This window comes from Microbacterium sp. CR_7, assembly GCF_041954755.1.
In the GTDB taxonomy this organism is placed as follows: Bacteria; Actinomycetota; Actinomycetes; order Actinomycetales; family Microbacteriaceae; genus Microbacterium.
On the sequence record NZ_JAVAYF010000001.1, the window covers coordinates 133,849 to 149,064 of the forward strand.

The 15,216-nt window shown below is 71.0% G+C and carries 16 protein-coding genes; 11 read left to right on the top strand and 5 right to left on the bottom strand.

Annotation, left to right across the window (positions count from 1 at the left end):
• Positions 1–57: 57 nt before the first annotated feature.
• Positions 58–1,374, top strand: a complete 1,317-nt coding sequence (locus RAC81_RS00575; RefSeq protein ID WP_375080493.1) for a hemolysin family protein — start codon at positions 58–60, stop codon at positions 1,372–1,374.
• Entirely contained in the window at positions 1,371–2,432 is a 1,062-nt protein-coding gene (locus RAC81_RS00580) for a hemolysin family protein (protein ID WP_375080494.1), read from the top strand. The genes RAC81_RS00575 and RAC81_RS00580 overlap by 4 nt, the downstream gene beginning before the upstream one ends.
• Before the next feature lie 64 nt (positions 2,433–2,496).
• Here the strand turns inward: RAC81_RS00580 and RAC81_RS00585 are convergent, their stop codons facing one another.
• Positions 2,497–3,564 carry an NADH:flavin oxidoreductase/NADH oxidase gene (locus RAC81_RS00585; protein ID WP_375080495.1) on the bottom strand — a complete coding sequence of 356 codons (1,068 nt, stop codon included), beginning with the start codon at positions 3,562–3,564 and terminating at the stop codon, positions 2,497–2,499.
• Positions 3,565–3,620: 56 nt separating this feature from the next.
• On the opposite strand from RAC81_RS00585, the gene RAC81_RS00590 reads away from it, so the two are divergent.
• Genes RAC81_RS00590 through RAC81_RS00600 form a run of 3 tightly spaced genes read left to right on the top strand, consistent with a single transcriptional unit; the run spans position 3,621 to position 6,038 of the window.
• Positions 3,621–4,469 (top strand): NAD(P)H-hydrate dehydratase, encoded by an 849-nt coding sequence (locus RAC81_RS00590; protein ID WP_375080496.1) that lies wholly within the window; start codon positions 3,621–3,623, stop codon positions 4,467–4,469.
• Entirely contained in the window at positions 4,466–5,704 is a 1,239-nt protein-coding gene (locus RAC81_RS00595) for a hypothetical protein (RefSeq protein ID WP_375080497.1), read from the top strand. Before RAC81_RS00590 ends, RAC81_RS00595 begins: the two co-directional genes overlap by 4 nt.
• 4 nt (positions 5,705–5,708) lie before the next feature.
• Positions 5,709–6,038, top strand: a complete 330-nt coding sequence (locus RAC81_RS00600; RefSeq protein ID WP_375080498.1) for an MTH1187 family thiamine-binding protein — start codon at positions 5,709–5,711, stop codon at positions 6,036–6,038.
• 14 nt (positions 6,039–6,052) lie between these two features.
• On the opposite strand, the gene RAC81_RS00605 is transcribed toward RAC81_RS00600, so the two are convergent.
• On the bottom strand, positions 6,053–6,508 hold the full coding sequence (locus tag RAC81_RS00605; RefSeq protein WP_375080500.1) for a DUF2000 family protein: 456 nt from the start codon (positions 6,506–6,508) through the stop codon (positions 6,053–6,055).
• 49 nt (positions 6,509–6,557) lie between these two features.
• Here RAC81_RS00605 and RAC81_RS00610 point away from each other — a divergent pair, with 49 nt between their 5' ends.
• The 3 genes from RAC81_RS00610 (at position 6,558) to RAC81_RS00620 (ending at position 9,262) form a co-directional block, all read left to right on the top strand.
• Positions 6,558–7,343: an AraC family transcriptional regulator gene (locus RAC81_RS00610; protein ID WP_375080501.1), complete on the top strand. Its 786-nt coding sequence runs from the start codon at positions 6,558–6,560 to the stop codon at positions 7,341–7,343.
• A 9-nt stretch (positions 7,344–7,352) separates the two neighbouring features.
• A complete protein-coding gene (locus RAC81_RS00615) occupies positions 7,353–8,570 on the top strand; it encodes an MFS transporter (RefSeq protein ID WP_375080502.1) in 1,218 nt (405 codons plus the stop codon).
• Between the two features lie 65 nt (positions 8,571–8,635).
• Complete coding sequence (locus RAC81_RS00620; protein ID WP_375080504.1) at positions 8,636–9,262, top strand: NUDIX domain-containing protein; 627 nt, start codon at positions 8,636–8,638, stop codon at positions 9,260–9,262.
• A gap of 15 nt (positions 9,263–9,277) precedes the next feature.
• Here RAC81_RS00620 and RAC81_RS00625 read toward each other — a convergent pair whose 3' ends face one another.
• The 3 genes from RAC81_RS00625 to RAC81_RS00635 all read right to left on the bottom strand — a co-directional run bounded on the left by RAC81_RS00625 (position 9,278) and on the right by RAC81_RS00635 (position 12,941).
• Positions 9,278–10,486 (bottom strand): homoserine O-acetyltransferase, encoded by a 1,209-nt coding sequence (locus RAC81_RS00625; RefSeq protein ID WP_375080506.1) that lies wholly within the window; start codon positions 10,484–10,486, stop codon positions 9,278–9,280.
• Positions 10,487–10,579: 93 nt separating this feature from the next.
• Positions 10,580–11,509, bottom strand: a complete 930-nt coding sequence (locus RAC81_RS00630; protein ID WP_375080507.1) for an endonuclease/exonuclease/phosphatase family protein — start codon at positions 11,507–11,509, stop codon at positions 10,580–10,582.
• Positions 11,510–11,618: 109 nt separating this feature from the next.
• Positions 11,619–12,941, bottom strand: coding sequence for a bifunctional o-acetylhomoserine/o-acetylserine sulfhydrylase (locus RAC81_RS00635; RefSeq protein ID WP_251585644.1), 1,323 nt, complete (start codon positions 12,939–12,941; stop codon positions 11,619–11,621).
• Positions 12,942–13,089: 148 nt separating this feature from the next.
• On the opposite strand from RAC81_RS00635, the gene RAC81_RS00640 reads away from it, so the two are divergent.
• Genes RAC81_RS00640 through RAC81_RS00650 form a run of 3 tightly spaced genes read left to right on the top strand, consistent with a single transcriptional unit; the run spans position 13,090 to position 15,204 of the window.
• Entirely contained in the window at positions 13,090–13,878 is a 789-nt protein-coding gene (locus tag RAC81_RS00640) for an SDR family oxidoreductase (RefSeq protein WP_375080508.1), read from the top strand.
• Positions 13,875–14,585 (top strand): uracil-DNA glycosylase, encoded by a 711-nt coding sequence (locus tag RAC81_RS00645; protein WP_375080509.1) that lies wholly within the window; start codon positions 13,875–13,877, stop codon positions 14,583–14,585. Before RAC81_RS00640 ends, RAC81_RS00645 begins: the two co-directional genes overlap by 4 nt.
• A 4-nt stretch (positions 14,586–14,589) precedes the next feature.
• Complete coding sequence (locus tag RAC81_RS00650) at positions 14,590–15,204, top strand: GNAT family N-acetyltransferase (RefSeq protein WP_375080510.1); 615 nt, start codon at positions 14,590–14,592, stop codon at positions 15,202–15,204.
• Positions 15,205–15,216 lie beyond the last annotated feature (12 nt).

A 15,216-nucleotide genomic window follows, 5' to 3' on the forward strand; every position in this document is an offset into this window, starting at 1 on the left:
TCCCAGTTGCAGTACCTCGCCCCACCGCCCGCCTCTCGCCTGTGAGGGGAACCTGTGATGGATTACATCCTGCTGGGCGTGGGGCTCCTGCTCACGATCGGTACCGGACTGTTCGTCGCGAGCGAGTTCGCACTGGTCAATCTCGACCGCGCGGAGCTCGAGGCTCGTCAGGCCCGCGGGGAGACCCGCCTCGCCATGACGATCGGCGCGCTGCGGCACACATCCACGCATCTGTCGGCCGCGCAGCTCGGCATCACCCTGACGACGCTGCTGACCGGTTACACCATGGAACCGGCGCTCTCGAACATGCTGCGGCCGACGCTCCTCGCCTGGAGCTTCCCCGAGGCGACGGTGGCGCCGATCGCCACGGTCGTCGCGATGCTGGTCGCCACCGCGCTGTCGATGATCCTCGGCGAGCTCGTGCCCAAGAACTTCGCCCTCGCGCTGCCGAGGCAGACGGCCAAGCTCGTCGTGCCCTTCCAGGTCGCCTTCACCACGGTCTTCAAGCCGGCGGTCGTCGTGCTCAACGGCTCGGCGAACGGCGTGCTGCGCGGCATGGGCATCGAGCCGAAGGAGGAGCTCTCGGGTGCGCGCACCGCGGAGGAGCTGTCCTCGCTCGTGCGCCGTTCGGCCAGCGCCGGCGTGCTCGAAGCCGACACGGCGACCCTGCTCGACCGCACGCTGACCTTCTCCCGCCTCACCGCGGCCGACGTGATGACGGCGCGACCGAGCATGCACGCGATCGACGCCGCTGACCCCGCTGACGAGGTGCTGCGGATGGCGCGGCGTACCGGGCATAGCCGGTTCCCCGTCTACGGCGAGGACCTCGACGACATCACCGGCGTCGTGCATCTCAAGGCGGCGATCTCGGTGCCCCGCGATCGGCGGGCCGAGGTCCCCGCAGGCGCCCTGGCGACCGAGCCTCTGCGGGTGCCGGAGACGGCGCACGTCGACGGACTCGTCGCCGAGCTCCGGGCCCGCGGCTACCAGCTGGCGGTCGTCGTCGACGAGTACGGCGGGACAGCGGGTCTCGTCACCCTGGAGGATCTCGTCGAGGAGATCGTCGGGGAGGTCTCGGACGAGCACGACCGCACGCGCGCCGGCGTCATCACCGGCCGCGACGGCATCACGTTCCCCGGCGAGCTGCGACCGGACGAGCTCCGGCGGCGCGCCGGCGTCGACGTCCCGGAGGGCGATGTGTACGACACCGTCGGCGGCTACGTGATGAGCGTGCTCGAGCGGGTGCCGGTCGTCGGAGACGAGGTCCCGCTCGACACCGGCACGCTGCACGTCGTGCGGATGGACGGTCGCCGCGTCGACCGCATCCGCTACGTGCCTGGCACGACCGACGGCGAGGGTGAGGTGACTCGATGAGCGACTGGGCAGGACTCGCCTGGCTCGTGGTGCTCCTCGTCGCCAACGCCTTCTTCGTCGGCGCGGAGTTCGCCGTGATCTCCGCCCGGCGCTCGCAGATCGAGCCGCGTGCCGAGCAGGGCTCCCGCTCCGCGAAGACCGCTCTGTACGCCATGGAGCACGCCACGCTCATGCTGGCGACCTCGCAGCTCGGCATCACGATCTGCTCGCTGCTGATCCTGAACGTGTCGGAGCCGGCGATCCACCATCTGCTCGCCGCTCCGCTGCACGCGATCGGATGGTCGGATGCCGTCGTCGACACGGTGTCGTTCGCGATCGCGCTGCTGATCGTCTCCTTCCTGCACGTCGTGTTCGGCGAGATGGTGCCGAAGAACCTCGCGTTCTCGGTTCCCGACCGCGCGGTGCTGCTGCTGGCCCCGCCGCTCGTGTGGGTGTCGAAGGCGTTCATGCCGGTGATCTGGGTGCTCAACGCCGCGGCGAACGGCGTGCTGCGTCTGTTCCGCGTAGAGCCGAAGAACGAGGCCGCGTCGACCTTCACGCTCGACGAGGTCGCGACGATCGTCGACCAGTCCCGACGCGAAGGCGTGCTCATGGACACCGCCGGTGCGGTCGCCGCGGCGGTGGAGTTCACCGACAAGAAGGCCAGGGACGTCGCGGTGCCGCTCGGCGATCTCGTGACGCTGCCGCAGACGACCACGCCGGACGACATCGAGAAGTCCGTCGCCCGCTACGGGTTCTCCCGGTACGTGATCGTCGACGAGGAGGATGCGCCGGTCGGGTACGTGCACCTGAAGGACATCCTGCGCGCGTCGGACGGTCCGGATGCCGAGGCGAAGCTGTTCGAGCCGCTTCCCGCCAAGCGGATCCACCACATGGTCCCCGTGCAGGAGGACACCGATCTCGAGGACGCGCTCGCCGTGATGCGCCGAGCCGGCCGTCACCTCGCGAAGGTGCGCGACGCCCAGGGGCGCACGACGGCCGTGCTCTTCCTCGAGGACATCCTGGAGGAGCTCGTCGGCGAGGTGCAGGACGCCACGCGGCGCGTGCGCGGGCACTGAGATGCACAGACCACGCCCCTCCGGATCGTCCGATCCGGAGGGGCGTGGTCGTGCGGGCGGTGCCTCAGCGCCAGCGCGCCCGCTCGTACTGCGGAGGCCAGGCGACATCGGCGCCGAGCTCATGCGCCGCCCGCAGACCGAAGTGCGGGTCGCGCAGCCACTCGCGTCCGGCGAAGATCGCATCGGCTGAGCCCTCGGCGAGCACCTGCTCGGCCTGCTCCGCCGCGGTGATGAGACCGACCGCCGAGACGGGGATGCGCCCGCCCTGCCGAACGGTCTCGGCGAGCGGCACCTGGTACCCGGGGTGCACGGTGATCTGCTGGTGCGCGACGAGCCCGCCGCTGGACACGTCGATGAGGTCGGCACCGTGCTCGGTCGCCCAGGCCGCGACCGTCGCGGCCTCGTCCGGCGAGAAGCCGCCGTCGGCGTGGTCCGTGGCGGAGATGCGCACGAAGAGCGGCACGCCGTCTCCCACCTCGATGCGCACAGCGTCGAGGATCCGCAGCAGCAGGCGGGCCCGGTTCTCGAGCGATCCACCGTATCCGTCGGTGCGCTGGTTCGAGAGCGGAGAGAGGAACTGGTGCAGGAGGTACCCGTGCGCGCCGTGCAGTTCGAGCACGTCGAAGCCCGCGTCGACCGCGCGACGAGCGGCGGCGACGAAGCCGTCGACGACCGCGTCTATGCCGGTCTCGTCGAGTTCGGTCGGCGCGGCGTAGCCGTCGAAGGCGATCGGCGAGGGTGCGGTCGTGACCCAGCCGCCCTCATCGACCGGCACGGAGCCGCGTTCCGCGGCCCACGGCCACCAGGTCGAGGCCTTGCGACCCGCGTGGGCGAGCTGCACGCCCGCCGCGGCGCCGCGCGTATGGATCGCGTCGACGATCGGCGCCCACGCATCGCGCTGCTCATCGGTCCAGAGTCCGGCATCCCGCGGGGAGATGCGCCCCTCGGGGACGACGGCCGTCGCCTCGGCGATGACGAGTCCCGCACCGCCGGAGGCGAACTGGGCGAGGTGCGAATGGTGCCATTCCTGCACGACGCCGTCGACGGCGCTGTACATGCACATCGGCGAGACCCAGAGGCGATTGCGGACGGTGACGGATCGGAAGACAGCGGGGGAGAAGAGGATGCTCACGCGACAACGCTACGGCGCTCGGGGGCATGCCGGGGTCGCCGCACTAACGTGGAGTCATGTCCGAAGCGCGTGAATGGTCCCGCGGCGACACCGCCCGATTCCTGCGGGTGCCCGGCCCCGACGACGACAAGTACTCGCGCGGCGTCGTCGGTCTGCGCACCGGATCCTCCGCCTATCCCGGCGCCGCAGTGCTGGGTGTCGAGGCAGCGTGGCGTGCGGGAGCCGGTTTCGTCCGCTACATCGGCGAGGGGCGAGCGGCCGATGCCGTCCTTGCCCGCAGACCCGAGACCGTGGTCAGTCCGCACGCGGTCGGCGCGCGAGTGGGAGCCTGGGTGATCGGGTCGGGCACGGATGCCGCGTCCCGCACCGTGGAGGAGGAGCACGAGCTGCGACAGATCCTCGCGGGGGAGGGCGCGGTCGTCGTCGACGCGGGTGCGCTGGATCTCGCGGCCGACGTCGCGACGGCATCCGCGACGCGTGCGCCGATGCTGCTCACGCCGCACGGTCGAGAGTTCGCCCGCCTGCAGGAGCGTCTGGGCGTCGACGAGGATGCCGACCGCGAAAGCGTCGCGACGGCCGTGGCCGAGGCCGTCGGCGCCGTCGTGCTGCTGAAGGGCGCGCGGACGCTCATCGCCCGTCCCGACGGACCCGCCGTCGCCGTCGAGGCGGGTACCGGATGGCTGTCGACGGCAGGTACGGGCGATGTCCTGGGCGGAGTCCTCGGCGCTCTCCTCGCCGCGAATCCGGAGGCCGACATCGCCGACATCGCGGCGGCCGGGGCATGGCTCCACGGCCAGGCCGCGCGGCGGGCCGCAGGAGTCCACGACGGTGCTCCGGGGCATCCCATCGTCGCACTCGACGTCGCGCACGCCCTCCCCGGCGTCATCGCGGAACTCCTGGCATGAGCCGAGGGGGGTCAGCGCACGCCGTGCTGCTCTGGACGGCGTTCCTCGCCGTGCACGTCGTCACCGCAGTGACCGGCTGGCTGTACCCGAGCCAGCCGATGGGCGACATCGTGCTCGTGTACGAGCCGTGGGCCTCGGCGGCGATCTCGGGCGGACCGATCGTCGGGGTCACCGAGACATGGGTCTATCCGCAGCTCGCGCTGCTCCCGATGCTCGCCGCGAAGGCGCTCGCGGCTCCGCTCGTCGGGGCGATGGGGACGTCGGCCGCCTACCTGGTGGCGTGGGCGATTCTCGTCACCGTGCTCGACGCGCTCGCGTTCGCGGTGCTGGTCGGACGGTCGCCCTCGCGCCCTCGCCGTCTCGGGGCGTGGTTCTGGGTCGCGGCGCTCCTGCTGCTCGGCCCGATCGCGCTGTATCGGATCGACGCGATCACGGTGCCGATCGCCGTGATCGGCGGCCTCTGGCTGTCGCGCCGCCCCGCTGTCGCCGCCGCGCTGCTCACGATCGGCGCCTGGATCAAGATCTGGCCCGGTGCGCTCCTCGCAGCGGCGATCGTCGCCGCGACCACCCGCATGCGGATGCTGCTCACCGCGGCAGCCGTCTCCGCAGCGATCGTCGGCGTGCTCCTTCTGCTGGGCGCCGATTCGGAGATCTTCGGCTTCCTCACGGAGCAGACAGGGCGCGGGCTGCAGATCGAGGCGGTGGCCGCGACGCCGTTCCTGTGGCTCGCGGTCGCCGGTGCGGCGCGCATCGAGTACAGCTTCGAGATCCTCACGTTCCAGATCGCCGCCCCGGGTGCGGATGCCGTCGGCGCGGTGCTGACGCCGCTCATGCTCGTGCTCGCAGCGGTCATCCTGCTGGTCGGATCGATCAAGGCGACGCGTGGTGCATCCCTCTCCCGCCTCCTGCCACCCCTGGGCCTGTCGCTCGTGGTGACCCTGATCGCGCTGAACAAGGTCGGCTCGCCGCAGTTCCAGACCTGGCTGATCGCCCCCGTGGTGCTCTGGCTGATCCTCGACCGTGCCAGGGCGACGGCACCCGCCGTGATCGTGCTCGCACTGTGCGCGCTCACCTGCCTCGTGTATCCGCTGAACTACGACGCCCTGTTGCGCGCCGAACTGCTGCCCGTGCTCGTGCTCACCCTGCGCAACGCGCTGCTCATCGTCCTGCTCGCCGTCGGCATCCGCGCCCTCGTGCGGGTACCCGCCCACCGACCGTCCACCACCAGGGAGTGAACCCATGCTGATCGCCTTCTCCGTCGCCCCGAGCGGCGACCCCGCCGACGGATCGACCCGGTCCGATGCGTCGGTGCACGACGCGGTCGCCGCCGCGGTGCGAGTCGTCCGCGACTCCGGGCTGCCCCACCGCACCACGAGCATGTTCACCGAGATAGAGGGTCCGGACTGGGACACCGTCATGGGCGTGGTCAAGCGGGCGACCGAGGCCGTCATGCCGTTCGGGTCTCGGGTCTCACTCGTGCTGAAGGCCGACATCCGACCCGGATACTCGGGCGAGCTCGACGCCAAGCTCGAGCGACTCGAGGCGGCGATCGGCGACGCCGAGGACTGATCGGCGACCCGTCGTCAGTCGTGGAGTCGCGCGCCCTTCGTGATGCGGTCCACGGCGTTGCGCGGACCGCGCAGGGCGATGCCGACCAGATCGAGCTCGTCGGACCCGACCGCGGCCACCGCAGCTCGGTTCGCGGCGTCGTGGCCGGTGTCGAACAGCTGACGGGTGTAGACCGCGACGGCCATATCGTCGCGTGACGAGGCCTTGGCCCTCGCGGCGCTCAGGAGGGCGCTCGACGCCGTCATGACCACCACGGGCTGCCGCAGCATCGGGAGGTACTCGACGCCATCTGCGTCCCGATACGGCTCGCCCGTGAGGTCACGAGCGCTCACGGTGATGCCCGAGGTCAGGAAGGCGGTCACGTTCAGCTCCTGCCATGCGGTGAGCCGGTCGTCGAGCAGCACCACGATCTTGGTGTCGAAGCGGACGGCGGCATCGTGATCGACGGAGGTCGCGGGGGAATCGGTCATGCCTCCAGCATCCCGAGTCCGTCGCCGCGCCGTCTTGTACGTTTGTTGCGTGGCAGACGACGTCCGAGCCTGGCACCCGGCGGTCCCGGGCGTTCGAGAGGTGTATCACGCGACGTTCCAGCACGCCTATCCGATGCACGCGCACGACGGCTGGGCGGTGATGCTCGTCGACGAGGGAGCGGTCTCGTACGGCCTGCACCGCTCGTCGCACATCGCCGCGCCGCACGCCCTGACCCTGCTGCCGCCCGGAATCCCGCACGACGGACGCTCGGCGGTCGCCGGTCGTCCCTATCGGAAACGCGTCGTCTACCTCGACGGCGACTGGCTGCCGACCAGGGCGCAGTCGCTCTCCGTCGCGCAGCCGACTCTCGCCGATCCGGCGGTGATGGCGGCGATCCGCCGCGTCCACGGGGCCCTCGCCGCTCCGGGTGATCTTCTGGCCGCGGAGCACTGGATGCTGTCGGTGCGGGGACTCGTTCTCGCGCAACTGGGTACGCCGAGCACGGAGCGGAACGACTCCCCGCTCGCTCGAAGACTGCGTGCGGAGCTCGACGAACGCTTCGCCGAGTCGTTCACGCTCGCAGAGGTCGCGGCCGCGTTCGGAGTGCACCCGAGTCACCTCATCCGCGTGTTCTCGCAGACATACGGCCTCGCTCCGCACCAGTACGTCGTGAGCCGACGCATCGACCTCGCCCGTCGCCTCCTCGTCGACGGGGTCCCACCAGCGACAGCGGCCGCTCGTTCGGGATTCCACGATCAATCGCACCTGACCCGTCACTTCCGCCGGGTGCTCGGCACCACCCCCGGGGCCTTCGCTCCCTCCCGCAGCCGCTAAGCTGAACCGGTGAATCCCTCGACTGAATCGAGGGGTGCGGCGAAGTGGGCGCTCCTCTCCCTCGCCATCGGCAGCTTCGGCATCGGCATGACCGAGTTCGTCGTCATGGGCCTGCTCCCGAACATCGCCGCCGAACTGCTCCCGACGCTCTGGGCATCGAGCCCCGAAGACGCGCTGAGCCAGGCCGGCTGGCTGATCTCGCTCTACGCGCTGGGCGTGGTTGTGGGCGCTCCGACCATCGCCGGTTTCGTGGCGCGGTTCCCCCGGCACCGCGTCATCATCGCCCTGGCGATAGCACTGACCGTCTTCAACGCGCTCACAGTGGTTCTGCCGACCTTCGAGCTCGTGGGCGTCTCCCGGTTCCTCGCGGGGCTCCCGCACGGCGCGTACTTCGGCATCGGCGCGCTCATCGCCGCGGACGTCATGGGCCCGGGCAACCGGGCCAAGGGCGTGGCGTTCATCCTGACGGGTCTGACCGTGGCGAACGTGGTGGGAGTGCCGCTCGGCACCTTCCTCGGGCAGCAGTGGGGGTGGCGCGCGGCGTTCGGCGTCGTCGCCCTGGTCTTCGCGATCGCGACGGTCTGCATCCTGCTGTTCGTGCCGGAGCACCCCGGGACGCCCGGACGCACCATGCGCCAGGAACTCGGCGTCTTCCGCATCCCGCAGGTGTGGTTCACGCTCGGCATCGGCGCGATCGGCTTCGGCGGGTTCTTCGCCGTGTACAGCTACATCGCCCCGCTCGTGACGGACGTCGCCGGATCGCCGGAGTGGGTGGTGCCGATCGTCCTCGTGCTGATGGGCGTCGGCATGACGGTCGGCAACCTCGTCGGCGGGCACCTCGCCGACATAGATCTGCGACGGACTCTGCTGTGGGGTCTCGCGGTCATGGCGGTCGTGTTCGCGCTGCTCGCGCTGTTCTCGTTCTGGATCGTCTCGCTCGCCGCGCTCGTGCTCGTCGTCGGCCTCGTGTCGGCGGCGCTCAGTCCGACGATCCAGACGCGTCTCATGGACGTCGCGGGCGACAACCAGTCGATCGCCGCCGCGATCAACCATTCCGCGCTGAACATCGGCAACAGCCTCGGCGCCTTCCTCGGCGGCGTCGTGATCGCCGCCGGGTGGGGATTCACCGCCCCATCGTGGACGGGAGCCGTGCTCGCCCTGGCGGGGTTGGTCATCGCCTTCCTCGCCTACCGCGTCGAGGCGCGGCGCCCTGCTCTCGTCTCCTGAGCAGGTGCCCGACCCCTGAGTCGGCGTTCCTTCCCGGTCTGAGACCACGCCCGTAGAGTGACGGGATGACCGATCTCGATGACCTTCCCGTCGCGGGCACGGTCGTGCTGCTGCGACCCGGATCGCCTGCCGACGACAGCCCTGCCGGGCTCGAGGTCCTCCTCATGCGCCGCCCCGGCCGCGGATCGTTCGCCGACGCCTGGGTGTTCCCGGGTGGCAAGGTCGAGGAGCGCGACCGTCGACCCGACGATGACGAGGTCGACCGGGCGCGTCGTGCGGGCATCCGGGAGACGGAGGAGGAGGTCGGCCTCGTGGTCGACGACGCCGTCGTCCTCTCGCGGTGGCAGCCGCCGGCCGAGGCGCCCGTGCGGATCAGGACCTGGTTCTTCCTCGCCGAAGCGCCGGACGGCGAACTGCGGCTCTCCGCCGACGAGGTCGTCGACGCGCGCTGGGTGAGTCCGGCTCAGGCGCTCGCGCGTCACGCCACGGGAGAGTGGACGCTGTTCCCGCCGACGTGGATGACCCTGCATCAGCTGATCGGAGCCGAGTCCGTCGAGGCGGCATTCGCCACGACCGGCGCGGTGCGGGAGTTCTCCACGCGCGTTCTCGCGGGGGAGTGCGGTGCGGTGTTCGCCTGGGACGACCTGCGCCTCGACACGACGACGCTGCCGTGGACGCTCAGCGGAGGCTGATGGCGGCCGCGCGCGTCATGCCGCGAGCAGACGGCGCAGGTGCGCTCCCACGGCCTGCGTCTCGATGAGGAAGCCGTCGTGGCCGAAGTCGCTCACGAGGACGACGGCTTCGTCTCCGTCGAGTGTGTTCGGGATGCCGCGGGCGATCCGGTGCTGTCCGTCGACGGGGAACAGGCGGTCGCTGTCGATGCCGAGCACCAGCGTGCGCGCCGTCACGGCCGCGAGCGCCGCTTCGACGCCGCCGCGATCACGACCGACGTCGTGCGAGTTCATGGCCTCGACGAGCGTGATGTAGCTGTTCGCGTCGAACCGCCGCGTGAACTTGTTGCCGTGGAAGTCGAGATACGACTCGACGGCGAACCGGCCGCCGTGCCCCAGCGGCGAGACGTCGGACTGCCACGAGCGCTGGAACCGCTGGTTCAGCTCGATCGGGCTCCGGTAGTTCAGCAGCGCCATGCGTCGGGCGAGCGCGAGCCCCCGGTGGGGTCCGTCGCCGTCGGAGAGGTCGTAGTACTCACCGCCCAGGTAACGCGGGTCCATCCGGATCGTCTCCAGCTGGACCGTGTTCAGCGCGATCTGGTCGGCCGTGGTGACCGGGGGCGACGACAGTACGGCGAGTCGCTCCACGCGCTCGGGGTGGGTGGCGGCCCACTCCAGCGCGTGCATACCGCCCATGGAGCCGCCGATCACCGCCGCCCACGCGTCGATGCCCAGCGCGTCTGCGAGGCGCACCTGAGCGGCGACCTGGTCGCGGATCGTCAGGTACGGGAAGCGCGACGCCCACTCGATGCCGCGCGGACCGATGCTCGCGGGGCCGGTGGATCCCTGGCATCCGCCCAGCATGTTGGGGGCGATCACGAACCAGCGGTCGGTGTCGAGCGCTGCTCCGGGGCCGACGACGTCTTCCCACCACCCCGCGGTCGGGTGGCCGGCGCCGGCTTCGCCACGCACGTGGCTGTCGCCCGTCAGCGCATGCAGGACGAGGATCGCGTTGTCGCGGGCGGCGTTGAGCTCCCCCCACGACTCGAAGGCGAGACGGATGCCGGGCAGTTCGGCCCCGCTCTCGGTGCGGAACGCGCCGAAGGAGGCGAAGCGACGACCGCCGAGGGGGTCGCCGTCGCGCCAGGCGCCGGTCGCGGGCGGTCGCGCGCGGAGCAGCCGGACGTCGGCCTCCGTCACGGGTGCCGAGGGCACCGTGTCTTCAGAGGTCGTCTGCCAGTCCATGTCTCCATTCTCCCGTGACGGGTGCGGCGGCGACGGAACGTTACGTCGCCCGGGAGCGTCGTCGGTCGGACCGCGCTCGAAGGGCGCCCGTCGTCAGAGGCCGAACGTCGTGACGGTGGCGAGATGGTCGCTCTCGCCCGCCCGCATCGTGCCCGACGACACGACGTCGAGGCCGCGTGCGAACACCTGGTCGATGCGGGTGAGGGGCAGCGCGGCCGGCCAGGTGAAACCGAGGGTGCCGTCGGTCGGCCGGACCCAGTCGAGCTCTCCGCGCAGGTCGCCCAGGGCGGGATCCGCGGACGCGGCGTTGAAGTCGCCGACCGCGACGACGGAGGATGCGCTGTCTTCGGCGACCGCGTCGGCGAGATTCGCGAGCATGGTGTCGCGGCCCTGCTGCTGACCTGGGCGGACAGAGTCGGCGTGCAGCACGTACACCGCGACCTCGGCATCCGGCGTCTGCACCGTCACGCGCAGGGCGCGCTTCCAGTCGAGGCCGAGGCTGAGCGCGTCAGCGCTCGTCAGCGGGTAGCGGCTCCACACGCCGACGGTGCCGACGGCGTAGGAGTGCGGATACCGCTCGTCGAGTGCGGAGCGGGCTGATGCGAGGCTGTCGCCGTCGAGCTCCGTGAGAGCGATGACGTCGGGGGAGGAGACGGCGATCTGCTCGGCCGATGTGGCGGCGCCGCCGGAGTGAGCCCGGACGTTCTGGCTCACCACGGTGAAGGTGGGGCCGTCGACCGATGCGGCGAACCCCGGGGCCGATGGCGCGAGCGTGAGCAGCCAGACGAGCACGGGGACGAGCAGGAGCAGCAGCGTCCGGCGGGCGCGCACGAACGCGAGCACGACGAGTGACGCGAGCACGATTCCCAGCCACGGGAGGACGACGGATGCCGCGGTGCCGACGACGCCCGGAATCCACACCGCGACGGTCGCGAGCAGCGCCGCCGCCGCCGTGACGGCGATCACCCGGGCGGCTGTCCGCCGCCGAGAACGGGCGGCGGTCGGCGATGCGACGTCGGTCATGGTGCTCCTCCGGGCGGGGACCTCCATTCTCGACGTTCACGGCTGTGTGGCCGCCGAACGCAGAAGTGCCCCGGGAGAGGCCCGGGGCACTTCTGCGGAGGTCGCGAGGTCAGGCGCGAGCCGCCTCCGACACGCGGCGGGCCGCAGCCAGGGCCTGGTCGAGGTCGGCCTTGAGGTCGTCGATGTTCTCGATGCCGACCGACAGGCGCACCAGGCCCGGCGTGACGCCGGCGGTGAGCTGCTGCTCGGGCGTCAGCTGCGCGTGCGTGGTCGACGCCGGGTGGATGACGAGCGAGCGCACGTCGCCGATGTTGGCGAGGTGGCTGAACAGCGACAGGCTGTTCACGAACTCGCGACCGGCCTCGACACCGCCCTTGAGCTCGAACGACAGGACTGCTCCGACGCCCTTCGGCGCGTACCGGTTCGCCGCCGCGTACCAGGGCGACGAGGGCAGGCCGGAGTAGTTGACGCTCGCGACATCGTCGCGGCCGTCGAGCCACTCGGCGATCTCCTGAGCGTTCTGCACGTGGCGCTCGATGCGCAGCGAGAGCGTCTCGATGCCCTGGATGAGGTTCCAGGCGCTCTGCGGGGCGATCGACGAGCCGAGGTCGCGCAGCAGCTGCACGCGGGCCTTGATGATGTATGCGAGCGGGTCGCCGACCGCGGTGGTGTAGCTCGCACCGTGGTACGAGGGGTCCGGCTCGGTGAGGCCGGGGAACTTCTCGACGTTCTTCGACCACTCGAACGTGCCGCCGTCGATGATGACGCCGCCGATGGTGGTGCCGTGTCCGCCGAGGAACTTCGTGACCGAGTGCACGACGATGTCGGCGCCGTGCTCGAAGGGACGGATCAGGTACGGGGTGGCGATCGTGTTGTCGACGATCAGGGGCACGCCCGCCTCATGGGCCACGTCGGCGACCGTGCGGATGTCGAGGATGTTGATCTGCGGGTTGCCGATCGTCTCGGCGAAGAACAGCTTCGTGTTCGGCCGGACCGCGCGACGCCACTCCTCGGGGTCGTCCTGGTTCTCGACGAAGGTGACCTCGATGCCGAGCTTCGCGAGCGTGTACTTGAAGAGGTTGTACGTGCCGCCGTAGATCGAGCTGGAGGACACGATGTGGTCGCCGGCCTGGGCGATGTTCAGCACCGCGAACGTCGAGGCCGCCTGGCCGCTGGAGAGCACGAGGGCGCCGGTGCCCCCTTCGAGGGCCGCGAGGCGCTGCTCGAGGACATCCTGGGTCGGGTTCTGGATGCGGGTGTAGATGTTGCCGAACTCCGCGAGGGCGAAGAGGTTCGCCGCGTGGTCCGCGCTGTCGAACACGTACGAGGTCGTCTGGTAGATCGGCGTCGCACGGGCCTTGGTGACCGGGTCGGGCGCTGCGCCGGAGTGGATCTGCTTGGTCTCGAAACGCCAGGTCTCGGGTGCGGACATGTGTTCCCCCTGGAACGGTCGGAAGGTCGGTGCGGCTGATGCCTTGCAGCGACAGTACGGAAGATCGTTGCTTGTCAACAACGACCGGGAAATGTGACGTAACAGTGTGCGCCCGCGTTTTCCTGCGGAACATCGTACGGTGGATGGCATGGCGAACAGGCGTGCAGTGGTGACAGGGGCGAGCTCGGGAATCGGGGAGGCCACGGTGCGCGCGCTGCGGTCGCGCGGGTGGGATGTCGTCGGCGTGGCCCGCCGCGAGAATCGGCTCGCGACCCTCGTCGCCGAGACGGGTGCCTCCGCGATCGCGTGCGACCTGACGGACGGAGATGCCGTCGCCGCCCTGGTGGAGGAGCTCGACGCGACGGGACCGGTGCACGCGCTGGTTCAGGTCGCGGGCGGGGCGCGCGGCACCGACCGCGTCGAGGACGGATCCATCGCCGACTGGCAGTGGATGTTCGATGCGAACGTGCTGTCGAGCCAGCGGCTTGTCGCCGGTCTGCTGCCGCTCCTGCGCCGAGCGGCGGCTGTCGACGGACACGCCGACACGCTCTTCGTGACCTCGACCGCCGCACAGGTGGCGTATCCGGGCGGTGCGGGCTACAACGCCGCCAAGGCCGCGGAGGCGATGCTCGTGCACGCGCTGCGCCTCGAGCTCAACGGTGAGCCGATCCGCGTCTCCGAGGTCGCGCCCGGCCTCGTGCACACGGAGGAGTTCACGCTCAATCGCCTCGGCGGCGACAAGGCGGCCGCGGAGGCCGTGTATTCGGGCGTCGAGCAGCCGCTCCTCGCCGAAGACGTCGCCGACGTGATCGCCTACGCCCTCGACGCGCCCGGTCACGTCAACCTCGACCTCGTCACGATGCGGCCGGTCGCACAGTCGGCCAACCACCTGCTGGCCCGCGGGCCGCTCCGCGTGCGCGCGGTCGACGAGTCGTGACCGCCCGCAGCCTCGCCGAGCTCGCAGCCGACGGCGCGATCGATCCGGGCTGGGCGGAGGCCCTCGCGCCCGAGCAGGACACCATCGCCGCGCTGGGGCAGCGGCTGCGCGCCGAGCAGGCCGAGGGGCGCGGCTACCTCCCTGCGGGCGGTGACGTGCTGCGCGCATTCCAGCGCCCGCTCAGCGACGTGAAGGTGCTGATCACCGGGCAGGACCCGTACCCGACCCCCGGGCATCCGATCGGGCTCTCGTTCGCAGTCGAGCGGCACGTGCGCCCGCTGCCGCGGAGCCTCGGCAACATCTACCGGGAGCGCGAGAGCGACCTCGGCATTCCGCCCGCGCCGCACGGCGACCTCACGGCCTGGAGCGACCAGGGGGTGCTGCTGCTCAACAGGGTGCTCACGGTGCGTCCCGGCGAGGCGGCCTCGCACCGCGGCTGGGGCTGGGAGAAGGTCACCGAGCTCGCGATCCGCGCCCTCGTCGCGCGCGACCGGCCGCTCGTCGCGATCCTCTGGGGGAAGGATGCCGCGAACCTGCAGCCGCTCCTCGGGGACACCCCCGTCATCGCCTCCGCGCACCCGTCGCCGTTGTCGGCGAGCCGCGGCTTCTTCGGCTCCCGGCCGTTCTCCCGCGCGAATGCGCTGCTCGAAGAGCTCGGCGCCGATCCGATCGACTGGCGCGTCGAGGGGGAGCGGCCCCTAAGCTGATCGCATGCAGTTCGAGCCGGGGGACCGCCGCCGTGTCCTGCCGCGCCATCTGCGCCCGCAGCAGACGCCGGACGTCTTCTCGTACAGCATCCGTCCCGCTCGCCCGGCCGATCTGGGCCACGTGCGCGAGATCTACAACCACTTCGTGAGCAACTCCGTCGTGACGCTCGACGAGCGCCGCAGCAGCATCCCGTACTGGCGCGAGAAGTTCGCGCTCCTCGGCAAGCTCGGCCTGCCGTTCCTCGTCGCGGTGTCGCCCTCGGGCGTCGTGCTCGGATACGCGCTCGCCCAGCCGTGGGCGGGGAAGAACGCCTACCGGTACACGGTCGAGGACTCGATCTACCTCGGTCCGGGCGCGGGCGGCAAAGGGCTGGGGAAGGCGCTGCTGCAGGCTCTCATCGACGCGTGCGAGCAGCTGGGCATCCGCGAGATGGTGGCGGTCATCAGCGACAGCAAGGCTGAGGCGTCGATCCGACTGCACGAGCGGCTCGGGTTCGTCGAGGCCGGGCGCATGGGTCGCGTCGGGCACAAGTTCGGCCGAGACCTCGGCACGGTCTACATGCGGCGGGCACTGAAGCCGACGAAGCGCCGGCGGCTCTTCGGGGGAGCCGCCCGCTGACGCAGCGGCATG

What these genes read in the sequence shown, in the direction of transcription:
- RAC81_RS00575 (WP_375080493.1), top strand. Translation starts at nt 58, where the DNA reads ATGGATTACATCCTGCTGGGCGTGGGGCTCCTGCTCACGATCGGTACC.
- RAC81_RS00640 (WP_375080508.1), top strand. Translation starts at nt 13,090, where the DNA reads ATGGCGAACAGGCGTGCAGTGGTGACAGGGGCGAGCTCGGGAATCGGG.
- RAC81_RS00625 (WP_375080506.1), bottom strand. Translation starts at nt 10,486, where the DNA reads ATGGACTGGCAGACGACCTCTGAAGACACGGTGCCCTCGGCACCCGTG.
- RAC81_RS00605 (WP_375080500.1), bottom strand. Translation starts at nt 6,508, where the DNA reads ATGACCGATTCCCCCGCGACCTCCGTCGATCACGATGCCGCCGTCCGC.
- RAC81_RS00590 (WP_375080496.1), top strand. Translation starts at nt 3,621, where the DNA reads ATGTCCGAAGCGCGTGAATGGTCCCGCGGCGACACCGCCCGATTCCTG.
- RAC81_RS00620 (WP_375080504.1), top strand. Translation starts at nt 8,636, where the DNA reads ATGACCGATCTCGATGACCTTCCCGTCGCGGGCACGGTCGTGCTGCTG.
- RAC81_RS00595 (WP_375080497.1), top strand. Translation starts at nt 4,466, where the DNA reads ATGAGCCGAGGGGGGTCAGCGCACGCCGTGCTGCTCTGGACGGCGTTC.
- RAC81_RS00635 (WP_251585644.1), bottom strand. Translation starts at nt 12,941, where the DNA reads ATGTCCGCACCCGAGACCTGGCGTTTCGAGACCAAGCAGATCCACTCC.
- RAC81_RS00630 (WP_375080507.1), bottom strand. Translation starts at nt 11,509, where the DNA reads ATGACCGACGTCGCATCGCCGACCGCCGCCCGTTCTCGGCGGCGGACA.
- RAC81_RS00650 (WP_375080510.1), top strand. Translation starts at nt 14,590, where the DNA reads ATGCAGTTCGAGCCGGGGGACCGCCGCCGTGTCCTGCCGCGCCATCTG.
- RAC81_RS00600 (WP_375080498.1), top strand. Translation starts at nt 5,709, where the DNA reads ATGCTGATCGCCTTCTCCGTCGCCCCGAGCGGCGACCCCGCCGACGGA.
- RAC81_RS00580 (WP_375080494.1), top strand. Translation starts at nt 1,371, where the DNA reads ATGAGCGACTGGGCAGGACTCGCCTGGCTCGTGGTGCTCCTCGTCGCC.